Source organism: Phaeobacter sp. JH20_37, from assembly GCF_048056015.1.
GTDB lineage: Bacteria > Pseudomonadota > Alphaproteobacteria > Rhodobacterales > Rhodobacteraceae > Phaeobacter > Phaeobacter bryozoorum.
In genome coordinates, this window is record NZ_JAYMWW010000017.1 from 24,767 (window position 1) to 45,455 (window position 20,689).

Below are 20,689 nucleotides of genomic sequence, written 5' to 3' on the forward strand. Positions count from 1 at the left end.
GCAGGCCCGGCGCATCATCAAACAGGGACACCATGGCACATACCCAGCCCCAGCTAGACACCTCGCCGCCCGTGTCGGACGAGATCCGCCAGACCACCTGCTACATGTGCGCCTGCCGCTGCGGCATCAACGTCCACATGAAAACCGGCGAGGACGGCCAGAAGAAAGTCGCCTATATCGAAGGCAACCGCGATCACCCGGTGAACAAGGGCGTGCTCTGCGCCAAAGGCTCCGCCGGCATCATGCAGCACAACGCGCCCTCGCGTCTGCGTGCGCCAATGAAACGCGTCGGCCCGCGCGGCTCCGGCAAGTTCGAGGAAATCTCCTGGGACGAGGCGCTGGACATCGCTGCGGGCTGGCTGGAACCGATCCGCGAGGATAACCCCGAAAAGCTGGCGTTTTTCACCGGCCGCGACCAGTCCCAGAGCTTCACCAGCTTTTGGGCGCAGAACTTCGGCACCTGCAACTATGCAGCCCATGGCGGTTTCTGCTCGGTCAATATGGCCACCGCCGGCATCTACACCATGGGCGGCGCGTTCTGGGAATTCGGCCAGCCCGACTGGGACCATACCAAGCTGTTCCTGCTGTTCGGCGTCGCCGAGGATCACGACAGCAACCCCATCAAGATGGGCATCGGCAAGATAAAAGCGCGTGGCGCGCGGGTCATCGGGGTAAACCCGATCCGCTCCGGCTATAATGCCGTGGCCGACGATTGGGTCGGCATCACGCCGGGCACCGACGGGCTGTTCATCCTGTCGCTGGTGCATGTGCTGATGAAGGCTGGCAAGATCGACCTCGACTACCTCGGCCAGTTCACCAATGCGCCGGTACTGGTCAATCAGGATCCCGCCAGCCCCGACTATGGCCTGTTCCTGCGCGACGATCACGGCGCGCCGCTGGTGATCAATCGCACCACCGGCAAGCTGGCGCCCTTTGACATGCGCGGCGTGCGCCCCGATCTGGGCGGCTCGTTTGAACTCAATGGCATCACCCATGTGTCGGTGTTCCAGCTGATGGCCCAGCGCTATCTCAGCGACGATTACGCCCCCGAAGCGGTGGCTGATCGCTGCGGCATCCCCGCCAAACGCATCCGTGCCATCGCCGCCGAACTGGCCCGCGTCGCCTTTGACGAGGCGTTTGAGCTGGATCAGGAATGGACCGATTTCCGCGGCGAAACCCATAAAACCATGAAGGGCCGCCCGGTTGCCATGCACTCCATGCGCGGTGTCTCGGCCCATGCCAACGGGTTCCAGACCTGCCGCGCCCTGCATGTGTTGCAGATCCTTCTGGGCACGGTCGAGGCCCCCGGCGGCTTCCGTTTCAAACCACCCTACCCCAAACCGGTAGAGGCGCATCCCGCCCCCCATTGCCGCGTCACCCCGAACAAACCGCTGGATGGCCCGCATCTGGGCTTTGTCCATGGGCCGGAACATCTGGCGCTGAAAACCGACGGCAGCCCGGCGCGCATCGACAAGGCCTTTACCTGGGAAAACCCAATGTCCAGCCACGGGCTGATGCATATGGTGATCTCCAACGCCCATGCCGGCGATCCCTACAAGATCGACACGCTGTTCATGTATATGGCGAATATGTCGTGGAACTCCTCGATGAACACGCGCGGCGTGATGGAGATGCTGACCGATACCGACGACAACGGCGACTATGTGATCCCCCGGATCATCTATTCGGACGCCTACTCCTCGGAGATGGTGGCCTATGCCGATCTGATCCTGCCCGACACCACCTATCTAGAGCGCCACGACTGTATTTCCCTGCTGGACCGCCCGATCTGCGAAGCCGATGGCGCAGCGGATGCGATCCGCTGGCCTGTGGTCGAACCCGACCGCGATGTGCGGGGTTTCCAGACCGTGCTGGTGCAGCTTGCCAACAAGATGAAGCTGCCCGGCTTCACCCATGAGGATGGCACCGCCAAATGGCAGGACTATGCCGATTATATCGTGAACCACGAACGCAAACCCGGCATCGGTCCGCTGGCTGGCTTTCGCGGTGAAAATGGCGACAAGGTTGGCCGGGGCGAGGTGAACCCCGAACAGCTGAACAAATACATCGAAAACGGCGGTTTCTTTGTCGAACATATCCCGGCAGAGGCCAGCTATTTCAAACCCTGGAACATGGCCTATCAGGACTGGGCGGTGAACCTCGGTCTGTTCGACAGCCCGCAGCCCTATCTGTTCCAGCTCTATGTCGAACCGCTGCGCAAATTCCAGCTGGCCGCCGAAGGCCACGGCGAACGTCAGCCGCCCGACCATCTGCGCGACCGCATTCGCCAGACCATGGACCCGCTGCCGATCTGGTACGAGACCGATCAGCAGGGCAACGAAGGCTTCACCGTCAACGCCCTGACCCAGCGTCCGATGGCGATGTATCACTCCTGGGGCACGCAGAACGCCTGGCTGCGCCAGATCCACGGGCGCAACCCGCTTTATGTGCCGACCAAACTGATGCGGCAAAACAATCTCAGCGATGGCGACTGGGCCAAGGTCACCTCCCCCCATGGCGAAATCACTGTTCCGGTGATGGAGATGGCCGCGCTCAATGAAAACACCGTCTGGACCTGGAACGCCATCGGCAAGCGCAAGGGTGCCTGGGCGCTGGAGGAAAACGCCCCCGAAGCCACCAAGGGCTTCCTGCTCAACCATCTGATCCACGAGCTGCTGCCACCCAAGGGCGACGGCCTCCGCTGGGCCAACTCCGACCCGATCACCGGTCAGGCCGCATGGTTCGACCTCAAGGTGAAGATCGAGAAAGCCGCCGCGCCGGACGATCTTAGCGAAAGCCAACCCGCCATCGCGGCGCAGGCCTCGCCGGTGGGCACCGGCCCCAAAGACCTCACATGGAAGGTGGGCAAATGATCGACCCAATTTTCTTCGAGGAAAATTGCCAAGAAAATACCCGTCTTCTTGGTTCCGCAACTTGTACTGAGGGTATGCAATGACCGAGCTTCCCACCAGGACCGACCGCAAGATGGGTCTGGTCATTGACCTTGATACCTGCGTCGGCTGCCATGCCTGTGTGATCTCCTGCAAGGGCTGGAACACCGAAAATTATGGCGCGCCGCTCAGCGATCAGAACGCTTATGGCGCTGATCCCTCCGGCACCTTCCTCAACCGTGTGCATTCCTATGAGGTGCAGCCCTCCCCCTGTGCCAGCCAGCCCAACCCGGCGGCCCAGCTGGTGCATTTCCCGAAATCCTGCCTGCACTGTGAAGACGCCCCCTGCGTCACCGTCTGCCCCACCGGCGCCAGCTACAAGCGGGTGGAAGACGGTATCGTGCTGGTGAACGAGGACAATTGCATCGGCTGTGGCCTATGTGCCTGGTCCTGCCCCTATGGCGCGCGCGAGCTGGATCTGGCCGAAGGGGTGATGAAGAAATGCACCCTCTGCGTCGACCGGATCTACAATGAGAACCTGCCGGAGGTGGACCGTGTGCCCTCCTGCGTGCGGACCTGCCCGGCAGGCGCGCGCCATTTTGGCGATCTGGGGGATCCCGGCAGCGATGTCTCCAAACTGGTGGCCGCGCGCGGCGGCATGGATCTGATGCCGGAAATGGGCACCAAACCGGTGAACAAATACCTGCCGCCCCGCCCCAAGGACCAGATCGAGGATCAGATCGACATCCTCGCCCCGCTGCTGGCCCCCGTCGCCGAAGATCCCAAAGGCTTCCTTGGCTGGCTGGACAAGGCGCTTGATAAGCTTCCGGGACAGACTTCAGGGGGGGCAAGCTGATGCATCCGGCACCATCCGTTATCATCTTCACCACTCTCTCCGGTCTGGGCTTTGGGCTTTTGACCTTCCTTGGCCTCGGCAAGCCCGAGGTCACCGGCTGGGTTGCCTTTGTGTTCTATGCCATCGCCTTTGGCTTTGCCGTGGGCGGGCTACTGGCCTCCACCTTTCACCTTGGCCGACCGGAACGGGCCTGGCGCGCCTTCACCCAGTGGAAAACCAGCTGGCTCAGCCGTGAGGGCATCTGCGCGGTTGCAGCCCTCATCGTGATGGGGCTTTTTGCCTTTGGCGCGGTGTTTCTGGACACCCATTGGTGGGCGCTTGGCTGGCTCGGTGCGGCGCTGTCGCTGGCAACGGTCTTTACCACCTCGATGATCTACACCCAGCTGAAGACCATCCCGCGCTGGAACATGTCCCTGACGCCGGTGATGTTCCTGTCCTTCAGCCTTGCGGGCGGATCGCTGCTGGCTGGAGCGGAAGCGCTGGCGCCCTGGCTTCTGGCCATCGCAGGCTCGGTGCAGCTGGCCTATTGGGCCAAGGGCGATCAGGCCTTTGCTACCTCTGGCACCAATATGGGCACCGCCACCGGCCTTGGCGATCGCGGCACCGTGCGCGCGTTTGAGCCGCCCCATACCGGCTCCAATTATCTGCTGCGCGAATTCGTGCATGTTGTCGGGCGCAAACACGCGCAGAAACTGCGGGTCATTGCCTTTGCCCTTGGCTTTGCGCTGCCCTTGATCTGCCTGATCCTGCCAGTTGAGGGTCTGATGCTCAAACACCTGCTCGCAGCCGTCGCAGTGCTGCTGCATATCGCCGGTATTGCCGTGTCGCGCTGGCTGTTCTTTGCCCAGGCCGAACATGTGGTCGGGCTTTATTACGGCAAACGCTGATCACCACCAAAGACCACAATCAGGGCGCCCCAGAGGCGCCCTTTTTTCATTGAATGCGCATCCTTTTTCAAAAAATCGCGCCGGTCATGTCACAAACCCGCCCGCTGCCTCGTCCTGTTTCTGAACCCATCAGAAAGGACCAAACCAATGACCCAACGTCTCGATTATTTCTCTGTCGCCGGTGATCTATTCAAACCGATGCTGGAGCAGGAGAATCTGTTCAAGAACAGCACGCTGGAATTCAGCGTGGTGGAGCTGGTGAAGCTGCGCGCCTCCCAGATCAACGGCTGCGCCTTCTGCATTCATATGCACACCCATGAGATGCGCGCCCACGGCGAGAGCGAGGATCGGATGCATCTGCTGAACGCCTGGCGTGAATCGCCGCTCTACACGCCCCGCGAACGCGCCGCCCTGGCGTGGTGCGAGGCACTGACGCGGGTGGAGGCCACCGCCGCACCGGATGCCGATTATGACGCCATGGCAGACCTGTTTGAGCCGCGCGAACAGGTGCTGCTGACGCTGCTGATTGGCGCCATCAACAGCTGGAACCGCATTGCAATCGGCTTTCGCAGCGCCCACCCTGTGAGCGAGGACCAGACCACAGGGGCCAACGCCGCGTGACTGCACAGATGAAAGACACAGGAACCGATGCGTTCCTGACCGCGCGGCCGCGATTGTTTGCGGCCGCCTACAGGATGCTGGGCAGTGTGACGGACGCCGAGGACGTCTTGCAGGATGCCTATCTGCGCTGGCAATCCGCACCCCAGGGCGAGATTCTGGATACCACCGGCTATCTGATGCGGATCACCACGCGGCTGTGCCTTGATCAGCTGAAATCGGCCCGCAAACGGCGCGAGATCTACCCCGGTGAATGGCTGCCGGAACCGGTGCTCACCGATGACGCCACCGAGCAGCTGGACCATGACGTCTCGGTTGCGCTGCTCCTGGCGCTGGACGCGCTGTCGCCGCTCGAACGCGCGGCCTTTCTGCTGCATGATATCTTCGACAGCTCTTACGGGGATGTGGCCGCCGCCCTGAACCGCTCGCCCGAGGCCTGCCGCCAGCTCGCCACCCGCGCCCGCCGCAAGGTGCAGGCGCTGCGCCCCCAGCGCCCCGGCAACCCGGATGAGGGGCGCGCGCTGACCGAGGCGTTCTTTCGCGCCTCAAAGACCGGTGACACCGCCGCCCTGACCCGGCTGCTGACCGAAGATGTGCAGCTTATTTCCGATGGCGGTGGCAAGGCGACTGCGGCGCTCAACCCGATCTACGGGCGCGACAAGGTGCTGCGGCTGCTGGCGGGGCTTGCCCGCAAGAGCAATCAGACAGCCCCCGAACAATGGCGGTTGTGCCAGCTGAACGGGTTGCCTGCGATGCTGACCCGAGCCGAGGACGGCATCCTGCAAGCCACCTCTCTGGATATCCGCGACGGCCGGATTGCCCGCATCTATGTCACCCGCAACCCGGACAAGACCCGGCATCTGGCGGCGGCTCTGCCGTGATGGGCAGCCCCCCGTTGCCCGGCGGCGCGCGCAGCGTTTACGGGGCCTGCACGCCGATTGGCTAACCTGCTGGGGATCGCGATCTGCTCCGGGATTTACGACCCCGGACACCATGGAAACCGACCCTGTTGGCAGTGATGCCGCCGGGGTCCGTGCAAAACAGTTTGGCACCGGGGCAGTGACGCGCCCCGCAGCTTCCAGCCTTTCCCGGGATCCTTCCTCGGGGCGGCGCCGCCTTTTTATTCTCGACGGATCTGGCGCTGGGGATGTGACCCTGAACCGCCAGTTAGAGACAGAAGACAGCCCAAACGAAACAGACCGGAACGCAGCAGCGTCCCGGTCCGAAGAACCATGTCTATGGTCGGTGTTCTACGCTTACAGCAGGCCCGCGTGTACCATCGCGGCATCAATCGCGGCCTTGGTGCTGTCGGTCAGACCGGTCAGCGGCAGGCGGATCTCCTCGCTGCACAGACCCAGTTTCGACAGGCCGTATTTCGCCCCGACCAGACCCGGCTCAATGAAAATCGCCTCATGCAGCGGCATCAGTTTGTCCTGATACTCCAGCGCCAATGCGTAATCACCCGCCAGCGTCGCCGCCTGGAATTCCGCGCAGAGCTTCGGCGCCACATTGGCCGTCACCGAGATGCAGCCGACGCCGCCATGGGCATTGAACCCCAGCGCCGAGGCATCCTCGCCGGACAGCTGCACAAAATCCGCACCACAGGAGGCGCGCTGCTGCGACACACGGGCGATATCGCCGGTTGCATCCTTCACGCCGATGATGCGCTCCAGCTTGGCCAGTTCGCCCATGGTGGCGGGGGTCATATCGACAACCGAGCGACCTGGGATATTGTAAATCACGATCGGAATATCGGCGCAGTCATGCAGCTCGGTGAAATGCGCAATCAACCCGCGCTGAGTCGGCCTGTTGTAGTACGGCGTCACCACCAGCGCGGCATCGGCGCCAACCTCGGCGGCGAATTGCACAAACCGCTTGCCCTCAACCGTGTTGTTGGAGCCCGCACCGGCAATCACCGGCACCCGGCCAGCGGCGGTTTTCACCACCTCGGCAATCACGGTTTCATGCTCTTCATGGGTCAGCGTCGGGCTTTCACCGGTGGTCCCGACCGGGACCAGCGCCGTGGAACCCTGGTCAATATGCCATTCGACCAAGCGTTTGAGCGTATCCAGATCCAGCTCGCCGTTGGAAAACGGGGTGACGAGGGCTGGCATAGAGCCTTTGAACATGGGCACGCTCCCTTTGCTGTTCGTGCAGGCGCGATTGCGCCGCCTTGGGTGATGGACATGCCGGGGATTTGAGTTGATACCGGCAGGTCACGGATTATCGTCATTGGCTCTATCCCCGGAACGTTGGAAAATGCAAGAGATGACACGCATTCTGGCCCTCATTGCCCTCATTTCCGCCAGCCTGAGCGGCCAACCTGCCATGGCGGCCGACCTTGGTCGCGCGCTGGAGCTGATGCGCTCGGAAAAATGGAGCGAGGCGGGGCGCAGTGCCGGGCGCGAGACCACCGTGGCCCGCGACGTCATCGAATGGCACCGCCTGCGGGAGGGCATGGGGTCGGTCTCCGATGTTGTGGCCTTTCTGGCGCGGCGTGCCGACTGGCCGGGGCTGGACCTTCTGCGGCGCAAGCACGAGCCGCAGATCGCCGAAGCCAGCCGCGACACCATTCTGGCCTATTACCGCGACCATCGCCCGCAGACCGCCGAGGGCGCGCTGAGCTATGGGCGTGCGCTGATCGGGGCCGGGCAAAAGGGCGAAGGCGAGGCCGAGCTGGTGCTGGCCTGGCGTACGATGCCGATGGGGTCGGTGATCCAGGACAACTATCTGAAAGACCACGCCAAGCTGCTCTCAGCGCATCACGCGGCCCGGCTCGACCAGATGTTGTGGGACAATCACAAGGTCAGCGCGCGGCAGATGCTGTCCCTGGTCAGCGCCAATCAGCGCAGGCTGGCGGAGGCGCGCCTCGCCCTGCAAGACGCCGAGCCGGGCGTTGACGGCAAAATCGCCGCCGTCCCCGACGCGCTGAAGGATGACGCGGGTCTCGCCTATGACCGCTTTGCCTGGCGCGACCGCAAGCGGCGGCAGGAGGATGCCATCAGCCTGATGATGGACCGCAGCACCTCGGCCAAGAAACTGGGACAGCCCGAAAAATGGCTGCGCCGCCGCCGGGATCTGGCGCGGCAGGACATGCGCGACGGCAACCACGAACGCGCCTATCAGCTGGCCGCCCATCACTTTGCCACGGCGGATGCAGGCTATGGCTATTCCGACTGCGAATGGCTGGCCGGCTATATCGCCCTGCGCAAGCTCAACGACCCCGAGCTGGCCGCCTATCACTTCGAACGCTTCCTCGCCTCGGTCGAAAGCCCGATCTCAATCGGACGCGGCGGCTATTGGCTGGGTCAGGCCTATGGTGCCCACGGCGATATCGAAAAAGCCCATGCCGCCTATGCCAAGGCGGCAGATTATCAGACGTCTTTCTACGGGTTGCTGGCGGCAGAGGTTCTGGGCCGCCCCTTTGATCCCGATCTGATCACCCCGCCGCAGCTGCCCGACTGGCGCGCGGCCAGTTTTTTGAACTCCACCGTCGCAGAGGCCGGCCTGCTGCTGTTGCAGGCGGGCGATCTGGCCCTGGCGGAACGCTTCCTCACCCATCTGGTTGAGGGGCTAAACCCGGTCGAGGCGCGCCAGCTGGGCGAGATGGCTGTCAGCATGAACGAACCACATCTGGCGGTGATGATCGCCAAACGCGCCGCACAGACCGGCGAAGAGCTGGAAGCGGCCTATTTTCCGCTGCATCCCGTGGCCGGGAAAGATCTGCCAATGGCGCGGGAGATGACCCTTGCCATTGCCCGCCGCGAGAGCGAATTCGACCCCATCGTGATCAGCCATGCCGGCGCGCGCGGATTGATGCAGGTGATGCCCGCCACCGCCAAGCTGGTGGCCTCGAACATGGGTCTTCTGGCCGATCACACCACCGGGCGGCTGATCTCCGACTGGTCCTATAACGCGCTTCTGGGGAGCAATTACCTGGCCGATCTGGCGGGTGATTTTAACGGCAATGTGGTGATGATGGCCGCAGGCTACAACGCCGGCCCCCATCGCCCAAAGGCCTGGATGGAACGCTACGGCGATCCGCGCGATGGCACGCCGGGGATTGTCGACTGGATCGAACACATCCCCTTCAACGAGACCCGCAACTACGTGATGCGCGTCACCGAGAGCCTGCCGATCTATCGCGCGCGCCTTGGCAAACCGCCGCTGCCGGTGCCGTTTTCCAAGGAACTGGCCGGATCAACTCTTGACGCGTTCGCGCCATAGGGTGAACAGGCCGGCCGCCACGATAATGGACGCACCGATGGCGACATTGGTGCGGATCACCTCGCCAAAGACAACCACCCCAAGTGCCGCGGCCCAGATCAGGTGGAAATAGGCAAAGGGCTGCACCGCGCTGGCCTCGGCCATCTCATAGCATTTGATCAGCAGCCAATGCCCGGTCACACCCGTGAGGCACAGGACGGCCATCCACATCCAGTCGCCCTGGCTCATCGGCTCCCAGTACCAGATGCCGACAAGGGTCATCGCCACCATGCCCGCAACTCCGGTCCAGAAGAAACTGGTCGCCGTGCTGTCGCGCCGCGCTGCATAGCGGGTGATCAGACCATAAAGCGCAAACATCAGCGCCGAAACAAACGGGATGATCGCCAGCGGATCAAAGACACCGACGCCCGGTTGCAGGATGATCAGCACGCCAATCAGCCCCACCGAGATCGCCGCCCAGCGCCGCCAGCCGACCTTCTCGCCCAGCACCGGCCCGCTCAGGGCCGCCACCAGCAGCGGATAGCAGATAAACACCGCCACGCTTTCGACCAGCCCAAGCACGGTGAAGGCATAGACAGCCACGCAGATTTCCGCCACCAGCAGCACGCCGCGAAAGACCTGCAACCCCAGCTGATCGGTGCGGGCCGTGGCGCGAATACCTCCCGGTGCGCGCGCCGCAAGTGCAATCACAAACAGCGCAAAGAACCAGTAACGCACCATGATCACCATGAAGGTGTTGTACTGCCCCGCCAGATGCCGCGAGATGCCATCCTGCAAGGCAAACACAATGGTTGCCGCAATCATCAGAAGCACGCCGGCGGTGACGTTGTTCTGTTGGATAATCCGGGGCGGATGAGGCTCCAGCATCTTGGCGTCGGGGCGCATGGTCATCGCAATATTGCCTTTGTCATATGCCGCTTGCGCCCGAAACCGGGCGTGCGTGTTACGTCAAATCCGGCAGCCTCCAGCCCGCGGCGGACAAATCCCGCCGCCGTGTAGGTCGCCGCCGTGCCGCCTGCCGCCGTGTGACGGGCAACCTCTTCCAGCAGGTCGTCCTGCCACAGCTCCGGGTTCTTTGCCGGGGAGAACCCGTCCAAGAACCAGGCATCCGCCTTGCCTGTCCACTCCGGCAGCGACACGCGGGCGTCGCCGGTGAGGACAGTGACACGCAGGTTGCCGAGATCGCAGACGCCCGCCCCGCCCCAGACCGCCAGAAACCGTTCGGCCCAGGGCGCCACCTCGGGAAAGGCCTGAAGCGCACGGGCCATATCGTCCCTGACCATGGGGAAGGCCTCGAAACTGGTGAAATGCAGCACCGCTGCGGCGTCATGTTCAGCCTGCGCCGTCTCCCAGGCCCGCCAGGCAGCCAGCAGGTTCAACCCAGTGCCAAAGCCAAGTTCGGCAATATGGAAATCCGCACCCGCCTCCGCCGCAGCGGCAAAGCGATCAGAAAGATCATTGCCGCCCAGAAACACATGCTCCGTCTCGGCCAGCCCATCATGGATGGAGAAATAGGGATCGTCGAACTGATCCGACACCGGAATGCTGCCATCCCGCCAGCTGAGCCGGGCCTGCTGGTCTGCCATGCTATAATCCCCTAAGTGATGTGGTGAACGACGCGACACTGGCGAAAGGGTGCAGGAATGGCAATGGCGGATATCACCATACGCGGGGCCGGGATCTTTGGCCTGTCGATTGCCTGGGCCTGCGCACGGCGCGGCGCCAAGGTCCAGATCATTGATCCCTTTGGCGCCGGCTCAGGCTCCAGCGGCGGTCTGGTCGGCGCGCTGGCGCCGCATGTGCCGGAGAACTGGAACCCAAAGAAACAATATCAGCTGGAAAGCCTGCTGATGGCTGACGCCTTCTGGGCCGAGGTTGAGGCAACCGGCGGGGTGTCTCCCGGCTATGGGCGCACCGGGCGGCTGCAACCGATCAATGATCAGCGGACATTGGATCTGGCCCATGACCGCGCAGAAAGCGCCCGGACGCTGTGGCGGGGACTGGCGGACTGGTCCGTCATCGCCGCCGCCGACGCAGGGCCATGGGTGCCGCCCAGCGCCAGCGGATATGTCATCCACGATACGCTGAGCGCCCGGATGCACCCGCGCCGCGCCTGTGCCGCGCTGGTGGCAGGGTTGTCCGTCATGGGGATCGAGGTGCAGGCAGAGGGCGCCGATCAGGGGCAGGTGATCCATGCCAAGGGCTATGCGGGACTGCTGGAGCTGAACGACAGGCTGGCTGGCCCCGGCGGCCCGGCCGAGGGCAAGACGCTGGGCAATGGGGTCAAGGGTCAGGCGGCGCTGCTGCGCTTTGCCGAGGGGGATGTGCCGCAGCTTTATGCCGACGGGCTGCACATCATTCCCCATGCCGATGGCACCCTCGCGATTGGCTCCACCAGTGAACGTGAGTTTGAGGATCCAAGCAGCACCGATGCGCAGCTGGACGATGTGATCGCGCGCGCCTGCGCCGCCTTGCCGGTGCTGCATGGTGCCGAGGTGATCGAACGCTGGGCCGGGGTGCGGCCCCGCGCCCGCTCACGCGCGCCGATGCTGGGCGGCTGGCCCGGCAGGAATGGTCATTTCATTGCCAATGGCGGCTTCAAGATCGGCTTTGGCATGGCGCCAAAGGTCGCCGGGACAATGGCAGATCTGGTTCTGGACGGAAACGACGATATCCCCGACGGGTTCCGGGTCGAAGATAACTTCTGAATGTCAGGCGAAGGGGCAGAGCAATGATCGCCTATATCACCATCGGTGCCAATGACATGGCAAAGGCAAAGGCCTTTTACACCGCGTTTCTGCCGGTGCTTGGCTATGGTCTCAGCGAGGGGCCGGAAGGGCTGAGCTTTGCCCTGCCAGTGCCGGAGGGAGAGCTGCCGACCCTGCCCGATTTCTATGTGAAGCCGCCGTTTGATGGCGCTGCCGCCTCGGCTGGGAATGGCGTGATGGTGGCGTTTCAGGCCCGCGATCAGCAGCAGGTGCGCGACCTGCACGCGGCGGCGGTTGCGGCGGGCGGATCTGATGACGGCCAGCCGGGGTTTCGCGCGGCCTATAGCGCCGGGTTTTATGTCGGCTATCTGCGCGACCCTGACGGCAATAAGATCGCGCTGTTTTCCAACTCTCCCGACGAGCCGGGCCGCGACGGGTGATCAACGCGGCAGACGCCGACACAAAGACAGCCCCGAAGCGGTGGTTGCGCTGCGAGGCTGGTTGATCTCTGGTCTGGGCCAGCTCAGCGCGCGATTTCGGCCCGCAGCGCCGTCATCAGCGTTTCCAGCGTTTTGACATACATCTCGCCTTTCAGGCGGCCGCCTTCGTCGAATTCGGACTGCGATGCCGCCACATGCACCTGCGGTGCGGTCAGCACGCGGGGCTGAAACGGCACCAGGAATGTGCGCAGCAGCATCTGCGACTTCTCCCCGCCGGCGCGGCCCGCAGCGGCGGACATGACGGCCACCGGTTTGTCCTGAAACGGTTTGTTGCTGGTGCGGCTGACCCAGTCGAGAGCGTTCTTCAACACGCCAGAGGGCGCGCCGTTATATTCCGGGGTGGAGATGATCACCGCATCCGCCGCCTCGATCTGATCCGCAAGCCGCTGAACCGCTGCGGGAATGCCATTGGCCTGTTCGTCGTCACCGTCATAAAGCGGCAGATTGAGATCGGCCTCGCTCACCTCGGCGGGACCAAACAGGCGCAGGGCCTCGGCCAGCAGTTTACGGTTGGTGGCGCCCGCACGCAGCGAACCGGAGATGGTCAGGATTTTGGGGTCGGACATGGTGTGATGCCTCTTTCGGTTTTGAATTTCTGTCTCGGACAAACCTATGCCGTCAGGCCGGTGAGAAAACCCCGACGCCTGCGCAGTCGATGTGCAGTCATCCACACAACGCCACGCAGTCTGGAATAGTTACATAACTGCGCAGAAAAAAGACCGCACCCTGCGGCGCGGTCTTTCTGCTTGGACGGGGCAACACCCCGGATATGGCTGCGTCAGAAGGCTCAGGCGCCCTGCGGGATCACGACGATTTCCACGCGGCGGTTGCGCGCCTTGCCATCGGGTGTGAGGTTCGACGCCACCGGCTGGCTTTCGCCGCGGCCGATGATCTGGACGCGGTTGTAGGGCACACCACCGGCCTGGATCTGATCGGCGACCGCATTTGCGCGACGCTCCGACAGGCCCTGGTTATAGGCGGCATCGCCATCGCTGTCGGTATGGCCGATCACCTGAACCTGACTGTTGGGGTAACGCACCAGGCTGGCGGCAACCTTGTTCAGGTCAGAGCGCACCGCGGGCGAGATCGCCGCGCTGTCGGTGGCAAAGGTGAGGTCATTGGGCAGCGACACGATCAGGCGGTCGCCGGTGTTGACGATGGAGATGCCATCATTGGAGATCGACTGGCGCAGCTCGCGCTCCTGCGCGTCCAGCTGGTTGCCGATGACGCTGCCGGCGGCGGCACCGACCAGCGCGCCGGTGACAGCACCAAGACCCCGGTCGGAATCATTGGCAGCAGCGCCAACGCCCGCGCCGATCAGGCCCCCGATCAGAGCGCCGCTCTGGGTCTTGCTGCCGGGGGTGCCGACGGTTGCGGGATCGGTACAGGCGGTCAGGCCCAGGCCTGCGGCCAGGATGGCGGCGGTGGTAAGTTTCATCTGCATCATCAAAAATCTGCCTTTTGCTTGCTCAATCCGGGCGGGGCCCGTGCTGCGGAGAATATCGTGTTGCGGTGCCGTCATCACAAGGTAACGTCTTTTTGGCTCGGCGAAAACCTGCCCAAGCTCTGCTTTAGGCTGAGGTGATCCGGGCCGCATCCTCCTCAAGTCCGCCGCCCTGTTCCATCCAGAGTTTGCGCAGCAGATCGGCCTCTGCCGCAAAGCTGTCCGCCAGCAGATCGGCGCAGAGCATCCGGTCGGCGCGAAAATGGCGAAAGCCGCCGCGCAATTCGCACCAGGCCGCCAGCAGCGTGGTTTCGACGTTGTAGATCAGCGCCAGCGGGCGCAGGACCCGCAGGGTTTCGCCGCTGTCGGGACAGAGATAGGTGAGCCGCAGTTTGCGGCTTTCCCGGACCGCCTGTCGCAGCAACCCCTTTGACACGCAGCCCCGCTCGGGATCATCCAGCGGCGCGCCACCCCAGGGGGCCACCTGCAACCGATCTCCGGGCGAGCGGCATTCCATGACTTTGCGACAGACCCTTTTGGCCGCCTCCTGCAAGGCGCCGTCGCCGGTTCGCATCAACAGGGACAGGCCGACATAAAGCGCCTCCAGCTCTTCTTCGTCGAAGTTGAGCGGCGGCAGATCATAGCCCTTGCGCAGCACATAGCCGATGCCCGCCTCCCCCTCGATCGGGGTGCGCATCCCCTGAAGCGCGGCGATATCGCGGTAGACGGTGCGTTTTGAGACCTCCAGCTTTTCCGCCAGATCCTCCGCCCGGATCGGGGCGGAGGCGGCGCGCAGGATTTGGATGACTTCGAACAGGCGGCCGGTGCGCTCCATGATCTCTCTCCACTGACAGGCTGCTGACATCTTAGCACAGGCCGCTGACAAAGCGTGTCAGCAGCGTTGTGGTGTTCTGGCTTCAGACAGAAGGAGAAACACCATGCTGACCTATGACTGGATTGTTCTGATCACGCTGGGCAAAGACAAATGGGAGGCCCAGCGCCAGTTTTCCAAATCCTACGAAGTGGAGCGGGAGGCCGCTCAGATCCGGGGCGCGGCAAAGGCCGCCGCAATGGCCGCAGCGCGGGCCGAGGCCGAGATCACGCCGGGTGGCAAGCGCCCCGGCCTGCTGCGGCGGCTGTTTGCGCGGCGCGCGGGTCAGGACAGGGTGTGCGCGGATCAGGCCGCGCCGTCCTGCTGCCCCTCCTCTCGCGCCGCCTCATAGGCCAGCATCGCGCGTTTGACCGGCAGCCCCCAGTGGTAGCCGCCAAGAGCACCGGATTTGCGCAGGGCGCGGTGGCAGGGGATCAGCCAGCTGACCGGGTTGCGCCCCACCGCCGTACCGACGGCGCGCACCGCCCGCGGCGCGCCGATGGATTGGGCGATCTCGGAATAGGTGGTGACCTGCCCGGACGGGATGCGCAGCAGCGCCTCCCAGACCTTGATCTGCAAGGGGGCGCCGATCATATGCAGGGCCGCCTCGCCGCGCTGTGCAAAGATCGCCTCCGCCTGCGGCCGCAACAGCTCCGGGGTTTCGGCAAACGCGGCCTGAGGCCAGCGTGACCGCATATCCGCCATCGCCGCCTCCGGCCCGGTTTCCGCCGCGAAGGCCAGCCCGCAGATGCCTTTCTGCGTGCCCATCACCAGCGCCAGACCGAAGGGGCTGTCAAACCAGCCCCAGTGGATTGTCAGACCGGCCCCCTTGCGGGCGTATTCGCCGGGGCTCATCGCCTCCCAGCGCAGGAACAGATCGTGCAGCCGACCACTGCCCGAAAGACCCACGGCATGGGCGGCCTCCAGCGTGGTGAAGCGATCCTCCAGCAGGCTCTTGGCATGGCCCAGCCGCAGATATTGCTGGTAGCGTTTCGGGGAGACGCCGACCCAGGTCGAAAACAGCCGCTGGAAATGCGAGGGGCTCATCCCCATCGCGGCAGAGAGTTCGGCCAGCGTCAGATCCTCGCCGCCATCGTCAATCAGCGCAATCGCCCGGCGCATGACGCCGTAATGATAGCTCTCCTCGCGCGTCTGCAATGTCATGGGTCGCACTCCCGCCTGTGGTCCTGTGCTCCAGTATATGGCGCTGGCCGGGCAGTGCGACCCGGATCTTGCGCGAAGGGCCTGCGCGAGACCGGCAAGCCGCAGTGTAACGCTTCGCTCACCCTGACCCGCTTTTCTGTTTGCGCCGACTGTTCCTGCGCGGCATTAAGGGCCGCGATGGCAAAGCAACTCGATTATCACACGCTGCGTGAGATCTTCACGCGGTTTCAGACAGCGGATCCAGAGCCGAAGGGCGAACTGGATCACGTCAACGTCTATACGCTTGTGGTGGCGGTGGCGCTGTCGGCGCAGGCCACCGATGCGGGCGTGAACCGGGCAACACGCGAGCTGTTCAAGATTGCCGACACCCCGCAGAAGATGCTGGATCTGGGCGAAGAAGGTCTGATCGAGCATATCAAGACCATCGGATTATATCGCCAGAAGGCCAAGAACGTGATCAAGATGTCGCGGATTCTGGTCGAGGAGTATGACGGCATCGTGCCCAATTCCCGCGCGGCGCTGCAATCCCTGCCCGGTGTCGGGCGCAAGACCGCAAATGTGGTGCTGAACATGTGGTGGCGCCAGCCCGCACAGGCGGTGGACACCCATATCTTTCGCGTTGGCAACCGGGCGGGCATTGCGCCGGGCAAGGATGTCGATGCGGTCGAACGTGCCATCGAAGACAATATTCCGGCAGATTTCCAGCTTCATGCCCATCATTGGCTGATCCTGCACGGACGATACCATTGCAAGGCTCGCAAGCCGATGTGCCCCACCTGCATCATCCGCGATCTCTGCCAGTTTGAGGACAAGACTCTATGAAAACCTACCAGCTCGTCGGGATCGGCAATGCCGTTGTGGACGTGATCAGCCAATGTGACGACAGCTTTCTGGAGCATATGGGCATCGAGAAAGGCATTATGCAGCTGATCGAACGTGATCGCGGCGAGGTGCTCTATGCGGCGATGCAGGAACGGGTGCAGACGCCCGGCGGTTCGGTGGCGAATACCATTGCGGGCGCGGGTGCACTGGGGCTGGATGCGGCCTTTATCGGGCGGGTGCATGACGATGCGCTGGGGCGGTTCTACGCCAAGGCGATGGCGGATGACGGCGTGGATTTTGTGAACCCGCCGGTTGCGGGCGGCGAGCTGCCGACCTCGCGGTCGATGATCTTTGTCTCCGGCGATGGCGAGCGGTCGATGAACACCTATCTGGGCATCTCCTCTGAGCTGTCCTCGTCGGATGTGCCGGACACGGTGGCCGGCAAGGCGCAGCTGATGTTCCTTGAGGGCTATCTGTTCGACAAAGACAAGGGCAAGAGCGCCTTTATGGAAGCGGCGCGGGACTGCCGCAACGGCGGCGGCAAATGCGGCATCGCGATTTCCGATCCCTTCTGTGTGGAACGCCACCGGGCCGACTTCCTGTCGCTGATCGAACACGACCTCGATTTCGTGATCGGCAATGAGGCCGAGATCAAATCGCTGTTTGAAACCGACGATCTGGAAGAGGCGCTGGCCAAGACAGCCGCCATCTGCCCGCTGGTGGTCTGCACCCGCTCCGGCGATGGCGTCACCGTGGTTGAGGGCGACACCCGCGTGACAGTGCCGGTTGAGCGGGTGGTGCCGGTGGATGCCACCGGGGCCGGCGATCAATTTGCGGCCGGGTTCCTGTTCGGCATGGCCAAGGGGCTGGATATCGAGACCTGCGCCAGGATCGGCAATGTCTGCGCCGCCGAGGTGATCAGCCATATCGGCCCCCGCCCCAAGGCGGTGATGAATCAGGTGCTGCGCCGCGAAGGGCTGATCTGAGCCGGGGCCGTGCCCGCAGCCACTATTGCACAGTCGTCCCGGAGCAATCGGGGACGGCTTTTTTCATCGGTGATCGACCCTGACGGTCGCGGGGGGCTTCAGGCGGTTTCTGCCGCGTTCAGCGCCTTGGACAGAAGCTGTGTCAGGCTGCGCTGTTCGGTGTCCGACAGATCGCCGAGCAGGCGGGCCTGAGTGGCGACATGGGCCTCGACCACCTCGTTGATCAGCTTCAGCCCCTCTGGCGTCAGCTCAATCAGGAAGCCGCGGCTGTCCTCGGGGTTGACGCTGCGCGCCACCAGACCGGCGTCCACCAGCCGGTCGATGCGGTTGGTCATGGTGCCGGAGGCGACCATGGTGGCCTGCAACAGATCGCCCGGTGACAGCCGATAAGGCGCGCCTGCCCGGCGCAGGGTGGCCAGCACATCGAACTTGGCCGCGTTCAGATCATAGCGCGCCCAGGTTTTCTGCATTTCTTTCTGATAGGCTTGCGCCAATCGTCCGACCCGCCCGATGACGGCCATCGCCGATACATCAAGGTCGGGGCGCTCTCGCTCCCATTGCTGGGTCACAAAATCCACATGGTCCATGTGGGAAGGTTTTATCGCCTGATATCTTGACGTCAAGAAAAACCGATATATCTTGATGTCGAGAAATAAAGGAACCTCTGCCATGCAAAGCCGCGATCTGATCCTTACCGCGCTGGCCCCCGTGATCTGGGGCAGCAGCTATATTGTCACCACCACCCTGCTGCCGGGGCAGTCGCCGCTGCTGGTGGCACTGCTGCGCGCGCTGCCTGCGGGGCTGTTGCTGATGCTAATGGTGCGGCAACTGCCGCCGCTGAGCTGGGTGCCGCGGTTGTTGGTGCTGGGGGCGCTGAACTTCTCGATCTTCTGGAGCCTGCTGTTTGTGGCCGCCTATCGCCTGCCCGGCGGGGTTGCTGCGACCCTTGGCGCGGTGCAGCCGCTGGTGGTGGTGTTCCTGTCGGCGCTGATGCTGAAGACGCCGGTGCGCACGGCGGCAGTGCTGGCGGCGGCCCTGAGCATTCTGGGCGTGGCGCTGCTGGTGCTGACGCCGAGTGCGCAGCTGGACGGGATCGGTGTTCTGGCAGGGCTCGCCGGGGCCATTGCGATGGCGGCCGGCGTGGTGCTGAGCCGCAAGTGGCAGCCGCCTGTGTCGCTGCTGACCTTCACCGCCTGGCAGTTGACGGCGGGCGGGCTGCTGCTGATCCCGGTCACCCTGTGGTCGCTGCCATCGCTGCCGCAGCTGAGTGCCGAGAACCTGCTCGGCTTGGCCTATATGAGCCTGATCGGCGGCGCTGCGACCTATGTGTTGTGGTTTCGCGGCATCGCCCGGCTGGAGCCATCGGTGGTGTCGCTTCTCGGGGTGCTCAGCCCGCTATCAGCGGTGGTGCTCGGCTGGGTGTTCCTTGGCGAGGTGCTGACGGCGAAACAGGCGATTGGCGCGGGCCTTGCGCTGTTCAGCCTGTGGCTGGGGCAAAGCGGATTGCGCTGGCGCAGGCGGCGGGTGGCTGGCATCTAGTCTCCCAAACCGGGTCCGGGTTAGCGTTCAGACCAAGGGGTGCAGGATGTGCCCGCGTGGCAGGCCAGCACCTCCTCTCGGGCGGCACCATCGGTGCCCCCGAAGCCAAAGCCGCCACAGGGATCCATGCGCAGCACGTAATCGCCTGCGCGCTGCTCCAGAAATGCCAGATAGTCCACGCCATCCGCAGCGCCAGCACACCACGGCCCAAAGCAGAGGAGTTCCAGCGTGATGTCCAGATCGACGTCTTTTGAAAAGCCGTCCGGGGTCATCGCCTTACCGTTGATCCGCGCGGGGATCAGGCTGCGCGGCGGCGCATCATTGGGATTGTCCTGCGGCGGTTTCGGCAGGGCGGTTTCATCAAAGCTGAGCTTACCCTCGACCACGACGTAGTTTTTGTCGGATTTCACCGCCTCCAGATAGGCGTCCGACGGTCCCCAAGGCAGGCAGCTGAGGGCGGATGCGGGACCGGCCAGCGCAGACAGGAGGGCAACAGGCAGAAAAAGCGTGCGAAGCGGCGACATCAGGACATCCTTTGTCAGACGGGGGACAGTCCGAACCATCATAGATGGTCCTGAAACTCCTGAATAACCCGTTCGTAGACCTCGCGTTTGAATGGCACGATCTTGCCGACCAGCTGATCGACCGGCTGCCAGCACCAGGCGGAGAATTCCGGGTGGTCGGTGGCGATATTGATCTGATCGTCGCGCCCGAGAAAGCGCATCAGATACCATTTCTGTTCCTGCCCGCGATATTTGCCGCCCCAGAAATGCGGCACCACCTCGGCGGGCAGATCATAGGGCAGCCAGCCGTTGCTTTCGGCGATGATCTCGACCAGATCGGCGGTGACGCCGGTTTCTTCCTCCAGTTCGCGCAGCGCCGCCAGCCTGGGATCTTCGTCTGCGTCGATACCACCCTGGGGCATCTGCCAGGCGTCCTTGTGCCGGTCCATGCGCTGGCCGACCCAGACCTCACCCGCTGCATTGACCAGCATCACGCCGACATTGGGCCGGTACGGCAGGGTTGCGATATCTTCGGGGGTCATCCAGTCTCTCCTTGGTTGGATGTACCCCTTGTGCACCTGTGCCCCAGCGTCGTGCAAGAGGTTGACGCCGCGTCCAAAGTGACAATCCCTTTCAGGCCGGGCCATTTTCGCGCAAACGAAGACCAAAGACT

22 protein-coding genes are annotated in these 20,689 nt (G+C 63.6%); 12 read left to right on the forward strand and 10 right to left on the reverse strand.

From position 1 onward, the window contains the following. Window positions 1–32 precede the first annotated feature (32 nt). The 5 genes from VWZ87_RS15345 to sigJ all read left to right on the forward strand — a co-directional run bounded on the left by VWZ87_RS15345 (window position 33) and on the right by sigJ (window position 6,133). Window positions 33–2,873 (forward strand): molybdopterin oxidoreductase family protein, encoded by a 2,841-nt coding sequence (locus VWZ87_RS15345; protein ID WP_416535251.1) that lies wholly within the window; start codon window positions 33–35, stop codon window positions 2,871–2,873. 79 nt (window positions 2,874–2,952) lie between these two features. Then, window positions 2,953–3,747 carry a 4Fe-4S dicluster domain-containing protein gene (locus tag VWZ87_RS15350; protein WP_260093545.1) on the forward strand — a complete coding sequence of 265 codons (795 nt, stop codon included), beginning with the start codon at window positions 2,953–2,955 and terminating at the stop codon, window positions 3,745–3,747. Then, window positions 3,747–4,634 carry a dimethyl sulfoxide reductase anchor subunit family protein gene (locus VWZ87_RS15355; RefSeq protein ID WP_416535252.1) on the forward strand — a complete coding sequence of 296 codons (888 nt, stop codon included), beginning with the start codon at window positions 3,747–3,749 and terminating at the stop codon, window positions 4,632–4,634. The genes VWZ87_RS15350 and VWZ87_RS15355 overlap by 1 nt, the downstream gene beginning before the upstream one ends. A gap of 147 nt (window positions 4,635–4,781) precedes the next feature. Continuing rightward, a complete protein-coding gene (locus tag VWZ87_RS15360) occupies window positions 4,782–5,255 on the forward strand; it encodes a carboxymuconolactone decarboxylase family protein (RefSeq protein WP_014875774.1) in 474 nt (157 codons plus the stop codon). After that, window positions 5,252–6,133 (forward strand): RNA polymerase sigma factor SigJ, encoded by an 882-nt coding sequence (sigJ, locus tag VWZ87_RS15365; protein ID WP_416535253.1) that lies wholly within the window; start codon window positions 5,252–5,254, stop codon window positions 6,131–6,133. Before VWZ87_RS15360 ends, sigJ begins: the two co-directional genes overlap by 4 nt. A gap of 375 nt (window positions 6,134–6,508) precedes the next feature. Here sigJ and dapA read toward each other — a convergent pair whose 3' ends face one another. Next, complete coding sequence (gene dapA / locus VWZ87_RS15370; protein WP_340546818.1) at window positions 6,509–7,381, reverse strand: 4-hydroxy-tetrahydrodipicolinate synthase; 873 nt, start codon at window positions 7,379–7,381, stop codon at window positions 6,509–6,511. A gap of 139 nt (window positions 7,382–7,520) precedes the next feature. On the opposite strand from dapA, the gene VWZ87_RS15375 reads away from it, so the two are divergent. Next, a complete protein-coding gene (locus tag VWZ87_RS15375; RefSeq protein ID WP_416535254.1) occupies window positions 7,521–9,479 on the forward strand; it encodes a lytic transglycosylase domain-containing protein in 1,959 nt (652 codons plus the stop codon). On the opposite strand, the gene VWZ87_RS15380 is transcribed toward VWZ87_RS15375, so the two are convergent. Together VWZ87_RS15380 and mnmD are read right to left on the reverse strand one after the other, a co-directional pair. Then, entirely contained in the window at window positions 9,453–10,370 is a 918-nt protein-coding gene (locus VWZ87_RS15380) for a DMT family transporter (RefSeq protein WP_260093550.1), read from the reverse strand. The two genes, VWZ87_RS15375 and VWZ87_RS15380, sit on opposite strands and share 27 nt — an antisense overlap. Next, on the reverse strand, window positions 10,367–11,065 hold the full coding sequence (gene mnmD / locus VWZ87_RS15385) for a tRNA (5-methylaminomethyl-2-thiouridine)(34)-methyltransferase MnmD (protein WP_416535255.1): 699 nt from the start codon (window positions 11,063–11,065) through the stop codon (window positions 10,367–10,369). The genes VWZ87_RS15380 and mnmD overlap by 4 nt, the downstream gene beginning before the upstream one ends. A 57-nt stretch (window positions 11,066–11,122) precedes the next feature. Between mnmD and VWZ87_RS15390 the strand changes: the two genes are divergently transcribed. Further along, window positions 11,123–12,187 (forward strand): NAD(P)/FAD-dependent oxidoreductase, encoded by a 1,065-nt coding sequence (locus VWZ87_RS15390; RefSeq protein ID WP_416535256.1) that lies wholly within the window; start codon window positions 11,123–11,125, stop codon window positions 12,185–12,187. A gap of 23 nt (window positions 12,188–12,210) precedes the next feature. Then, window positions 12,211–12,627, forward strand: coding sequence for a VOC family protein (locus VWZ87_RS15395; RefSeq protein WP_260101075.1), 417 nt, complete (start codon window positions 12,211–12,213; stop codon window positions 12,625–12,627). An 83-nt stretch (window positions 12,628–12,710) separates the two neighbouring features. On the opposite strand, the gene VWZ87_RS15400 is transcribed toward VWZ87_RS15395, so the two are convergent. The 3 genes from VWZ87_RS15400 to VWZ87_RS15410 form a co-directional block, all read right to left on the reverse strand. Then, window positions 12,711–13,253 (reverse strand): NADPH-dependent FMN reductase, encoded by a 543-nt coding sequence (locus tag VWZ87_RS15400; RefSeq protein WP_416535257.1) that lies wholly within the window; start codon window positions 13,251–13,253, stop codon window positions 12,711–12,713. Window positions 13,254–13,474: 221 nt separating this feature from the next. Beyond that, the gene (locus VWZ87_RS15405; RefSeq protein ID WP_340546814.1) at window positions 13,475–14,134 is read right to left on the reverse strand and encodes an OmpA family protein; all 660 of its coding nucleotides are present in this window, start codon (window positions 14,132–14,134) and stop codon (window positions 13,475–13,477) included. A gap of 124 nt (window positions 14,135–14,258) precedes the next feature. Beyond that, window positions 14,259–14,966: a helix-turn-helix transcriptional regulator gene (locus VWZ87_RS15410; protein WP_340546813.1), complete on the reverse strand. Its 708-nt coding sequence runs from the start codon at window positions 14,964–14,966 to the stop codon at window positions 14,259–14,261. A 103-nt stretch (window positions 14,967–15,069) separates the two neighbouring features. Between VWZ87_RS15410 and VWZ87_RS15415 the strand changes: the two genes are divergently transcribed. Then, on the forward strand, window positions 15,070–15,354 hold the full coding sequence (locus tag VWZ87_RS15415) for a hypothetical protein (RefSeq protein WP_416535258.1): 285 nt from the start codon (window positions 15,070–15,072) through the stop codon (window positions 15,352–15,354). Here the strand turns inward: VWZ87_RS15415 and VWZ87_RS15420 are convergent. Further along, window positions 15,309–16,166 (reverse strand): methylated-DNA--[protein]-cysteine S-methyltransferase, encoded by an 858-nt coding sequence (locus tag VWZ87_RS15420; protein ID WP_416535259.1) that lies wholly within the window; start codon window positions 16,164–16,166, stop codon window positions 15,309–15,311. The genes VWZ87_RS15415 and VWZ87_RS15420 overlap by 46 nt on opposite strands. A gap of 177 nt (window positions 16,167–16,343) precedes the next feature. Here VWZ87_RS15420 and nth point away from each other — a divergent pair, with 177 nt between their 5' ends. Together nth and VWZ87_RS15430 are read left to right on the forward strand one after the other, a co-directional pair. Further along, complete coding sequence (nth, locus tag VWZ87_RS15425) at window positions 16,344–16,988, forward strand: endonuclease III (protein WP_340546810.1); 645 nt, start codon at window positions 16,344–16,346, stop codon at window positions 16,986–16,988. Then, window positions 16,985–17,974 carry an adenosine kinase gene (locus VWZ87_RS15430; RefSeq protein ID WP_416535260.1) on the forward strand — a complete coding sequence of 330 codons (990 nt, stop codon included), beginning with the start codon at window positions 16,985–16,987 and terminating at the stop codon, window positions 17,972–17,974. The genes nth and VWZ87_RS15430 overlap by 4 nt, the downstream gene beginning before the upstream one ends. A 98-nt stretch (window positions 17,975–18,072) precedes the next feature. Here VWZ87_RS15430 and VWZ87_RS15435 read toward each other — a convergent pair whose 3' ends face one another. Further along, window positions 18,073–18,561, reverse strand: a complete 489-nt coding sequence (locus tag VWZ87_RS15435; protein WP_260082048.1) for a MarR family winged helix-turn-helix transcriptional regulator — start codon at window positions 18,559–18,561, stop codon at window positions 18,073–18,075. An 82-nt stretch (window positions 18,562–18,643) separates the two neighbouring features. On the opposite strand from VWZ87_RS15435, the gene VWZ87_RS15440 reads away from it, so the two are divergent. Next, window positions 18,644–19,513, forward strand: a complete 870-nt coding sequence (locus VWZ87_RS15440; protein ID WP_416535261.1) for an EamA family transporter — start codon at window positions 18,644–18,646, stop codon at window positions 19,511–19,513. Window positions 19,514–19,533: 20 nt separating this feature from the next. Here the strand turns inward: VWZ87_RS15440 and VWZ87_RS15445 are convergent, their stop codons facing one another. Together VWZ87_RS15445 and VWZ87_RS15450 are read right to left on the reverse strand one after the other, a co-directional pair. After that, window positions 19,534–20,037 (reverse strand): hypothetical protein, encoded by a 504-nt coding sequence (locus tag VWZ87_RS15445; RefSeq protein ID WP_416535262.1) that lies wholly within the window; start codon window positions 20,035–20,037, stop codon window positions 19,534–19,536. Between the two features lie 38 nt (window positions 20,038–20,075). Then, the gene (locus tag VWZ87_RS15450) at window positions 20,076–20,558 is read right to left on the reverse strand and encodes an RNA pyrophosphohydrolase (RefSeq protein ID WP_340546806.1); all 483 of its coding nucleotides are present in this window, start codon (window positions 20,556–20,558) and stop codon (window positions 20,076–20,078) included. Window positions 20,559–20,689: the final 131 nt, after the last annotated feature.

Excerpts from the sequence above, each read along its gene's own strand:
- VWZ87_RS15420 (WP_416535259.1), bottom strand. The coding sequence starts at position 16,166 with ATGACATTGCAGACGCGCGAGGAGAGCTATCATTACGGCGTCATGCGC.
- VWZ87_RS15440 (WP_416535261.1), top strand. The coding sequence starts at position 18,644 with ATGCAAAGCCGCGATCTGATCCTTACCGCGCTGGCCCCCGTGATCTGG.
- VWZ87_RS15380 (WP_260093550.1), bottom strand. The coding sequence starts at position 10,370 with ATGACCATGCGCCCCGACGCCAAGATGCTGGAGCCTCATCCGCCCCGG.
- VWZ87_RS15445 (WP_416535262.1), bottom strand. The coding sequence starts at position 20,037 with ATGTCGCCGCTTCGCACGCTTTTTCTGCCTGTTGCCCTCCTGTCTGCG.
- VWZ87_RS15360 (WP_014875774.1), top strand. The coding sequence starts at position 4,782 with ATGACCCAACGTCTCGATTATTTCTCTGTCGCCGGTGATCTATTCAAA.
- VWZ87_RS15430 (WP_416535260.1), top strand. The coding sequence starts at position 16,985 with ATGAAAACCTACCAGCTCGTCGGGATCGGCAATGCCGTTGTGGACGTG.
- VWZ87_RS15355 (WP_416535252.1), top strand. The coding sequence starts at position 3,747 with ATGCATCCGGCACCATCCGTTATCATCTTCACCACTCTCTCCGGTCTG.
- VWZ87_RS15390 (WP_416535256.1), top strand. The coding sequence starts at position 11,123 with ATGGCAATGGCGGATATCACCATACGCGGGGCCGGGATCTTTGGCCTG.
- VWZ87_RS15350 (WP_260093545.1), top strand. The coding sequence starts at position 2,953 with ATGACCGAGCTTCCCACCAGGACCGACCGCAAGATGGGTCTGGTCATT.
- VWZ87_RS15395 (WP_260101075.1), top strand. The coding sequence starts at position 12,211 with ATGATCGCCTATATCACCATCGGTGCCAATGACATGGCAAAGGCAAAG.
- VWZ87_RS15450 (WP_340546806.1), bottom strand. The coding sequence starts at position 20,558 with ATGACCCCCGAAGATATCGCAACCCTGCCGTACCGGCCCAATGTCGGC.
- VWZ87_RS15400 (WP_416535257.1), bottom strand. The coding sequence starts at position 13,253 with ATGTCCGACCCCAAAATCCTGACCATCTCCGGTTCGCTGCGTGCGGGC.
- VWZ87_RS15410 (WP_340546813.1), bottom strand. The coding sequence starts at position 14,966 with ATGGAGCGCACCGGCCGCCTGTTCGAAGTCATCCAAATCCTGCGCGCC.
- VWZ87_RS15375 (WP_416535254.1), top strand. The coding sequence starts at position 7,521 with ATGACACGCATTCTGGCCCTCATTGCCCTCATTTCCGCCAGCCTGAGC.
- VWZ87_RS15435 (WP_260082048.1), bottom strand. The coding sequence starts at position 18,561 with ATGGACCATGTGGATTTTGTGACCCAGCAATGGGAGCGAGAGCGCCCC.
- VWZ87_RS15415 (WP_416535258.1), top strand. The coding sequence starts at position 15,070 with ATGCTGACCTATGACTGGATTGTTCTGATCACGCTGGGCAAAGACAAA.
- nth (WP_340546810.1), top strand. The coding sequence starts at position 16,344 with ATGGCAAAGCAACTCGATTATCACACGCTGCGTGAGATCTTCACGCGG.
- VWZ87_RS15405 (WP_340546814.1), bottom strand. The coding sequence starts at position 14,134 with ATGATGCAGATGAAACTTACCACCGCCGCCATCCTGGCCGCAGGCCTG.
- dapA (WP_340546818.1), bottom strand. The coding sequence starts at position 7,381 with ATGTTCAAAGGCTCTATGCCAGCCCTCGTCACCCCGTTTTCCAACGGC.
- VWZ87_RS15345 (WP_416535251.1), top strand. The coding sequence starts at position 33 with ATGGCACATACCCAGCCCCAGCTAGACACCTCGCCGCCCGTGTCGGAC.
- mnmD (WP_416535255.1), bottom strand. The coding sequence starts at position 11,065 with ATGGCAGACCAGCAGGCCCGGCTCAGCTGGCGGGATGGCAGCATTCCG.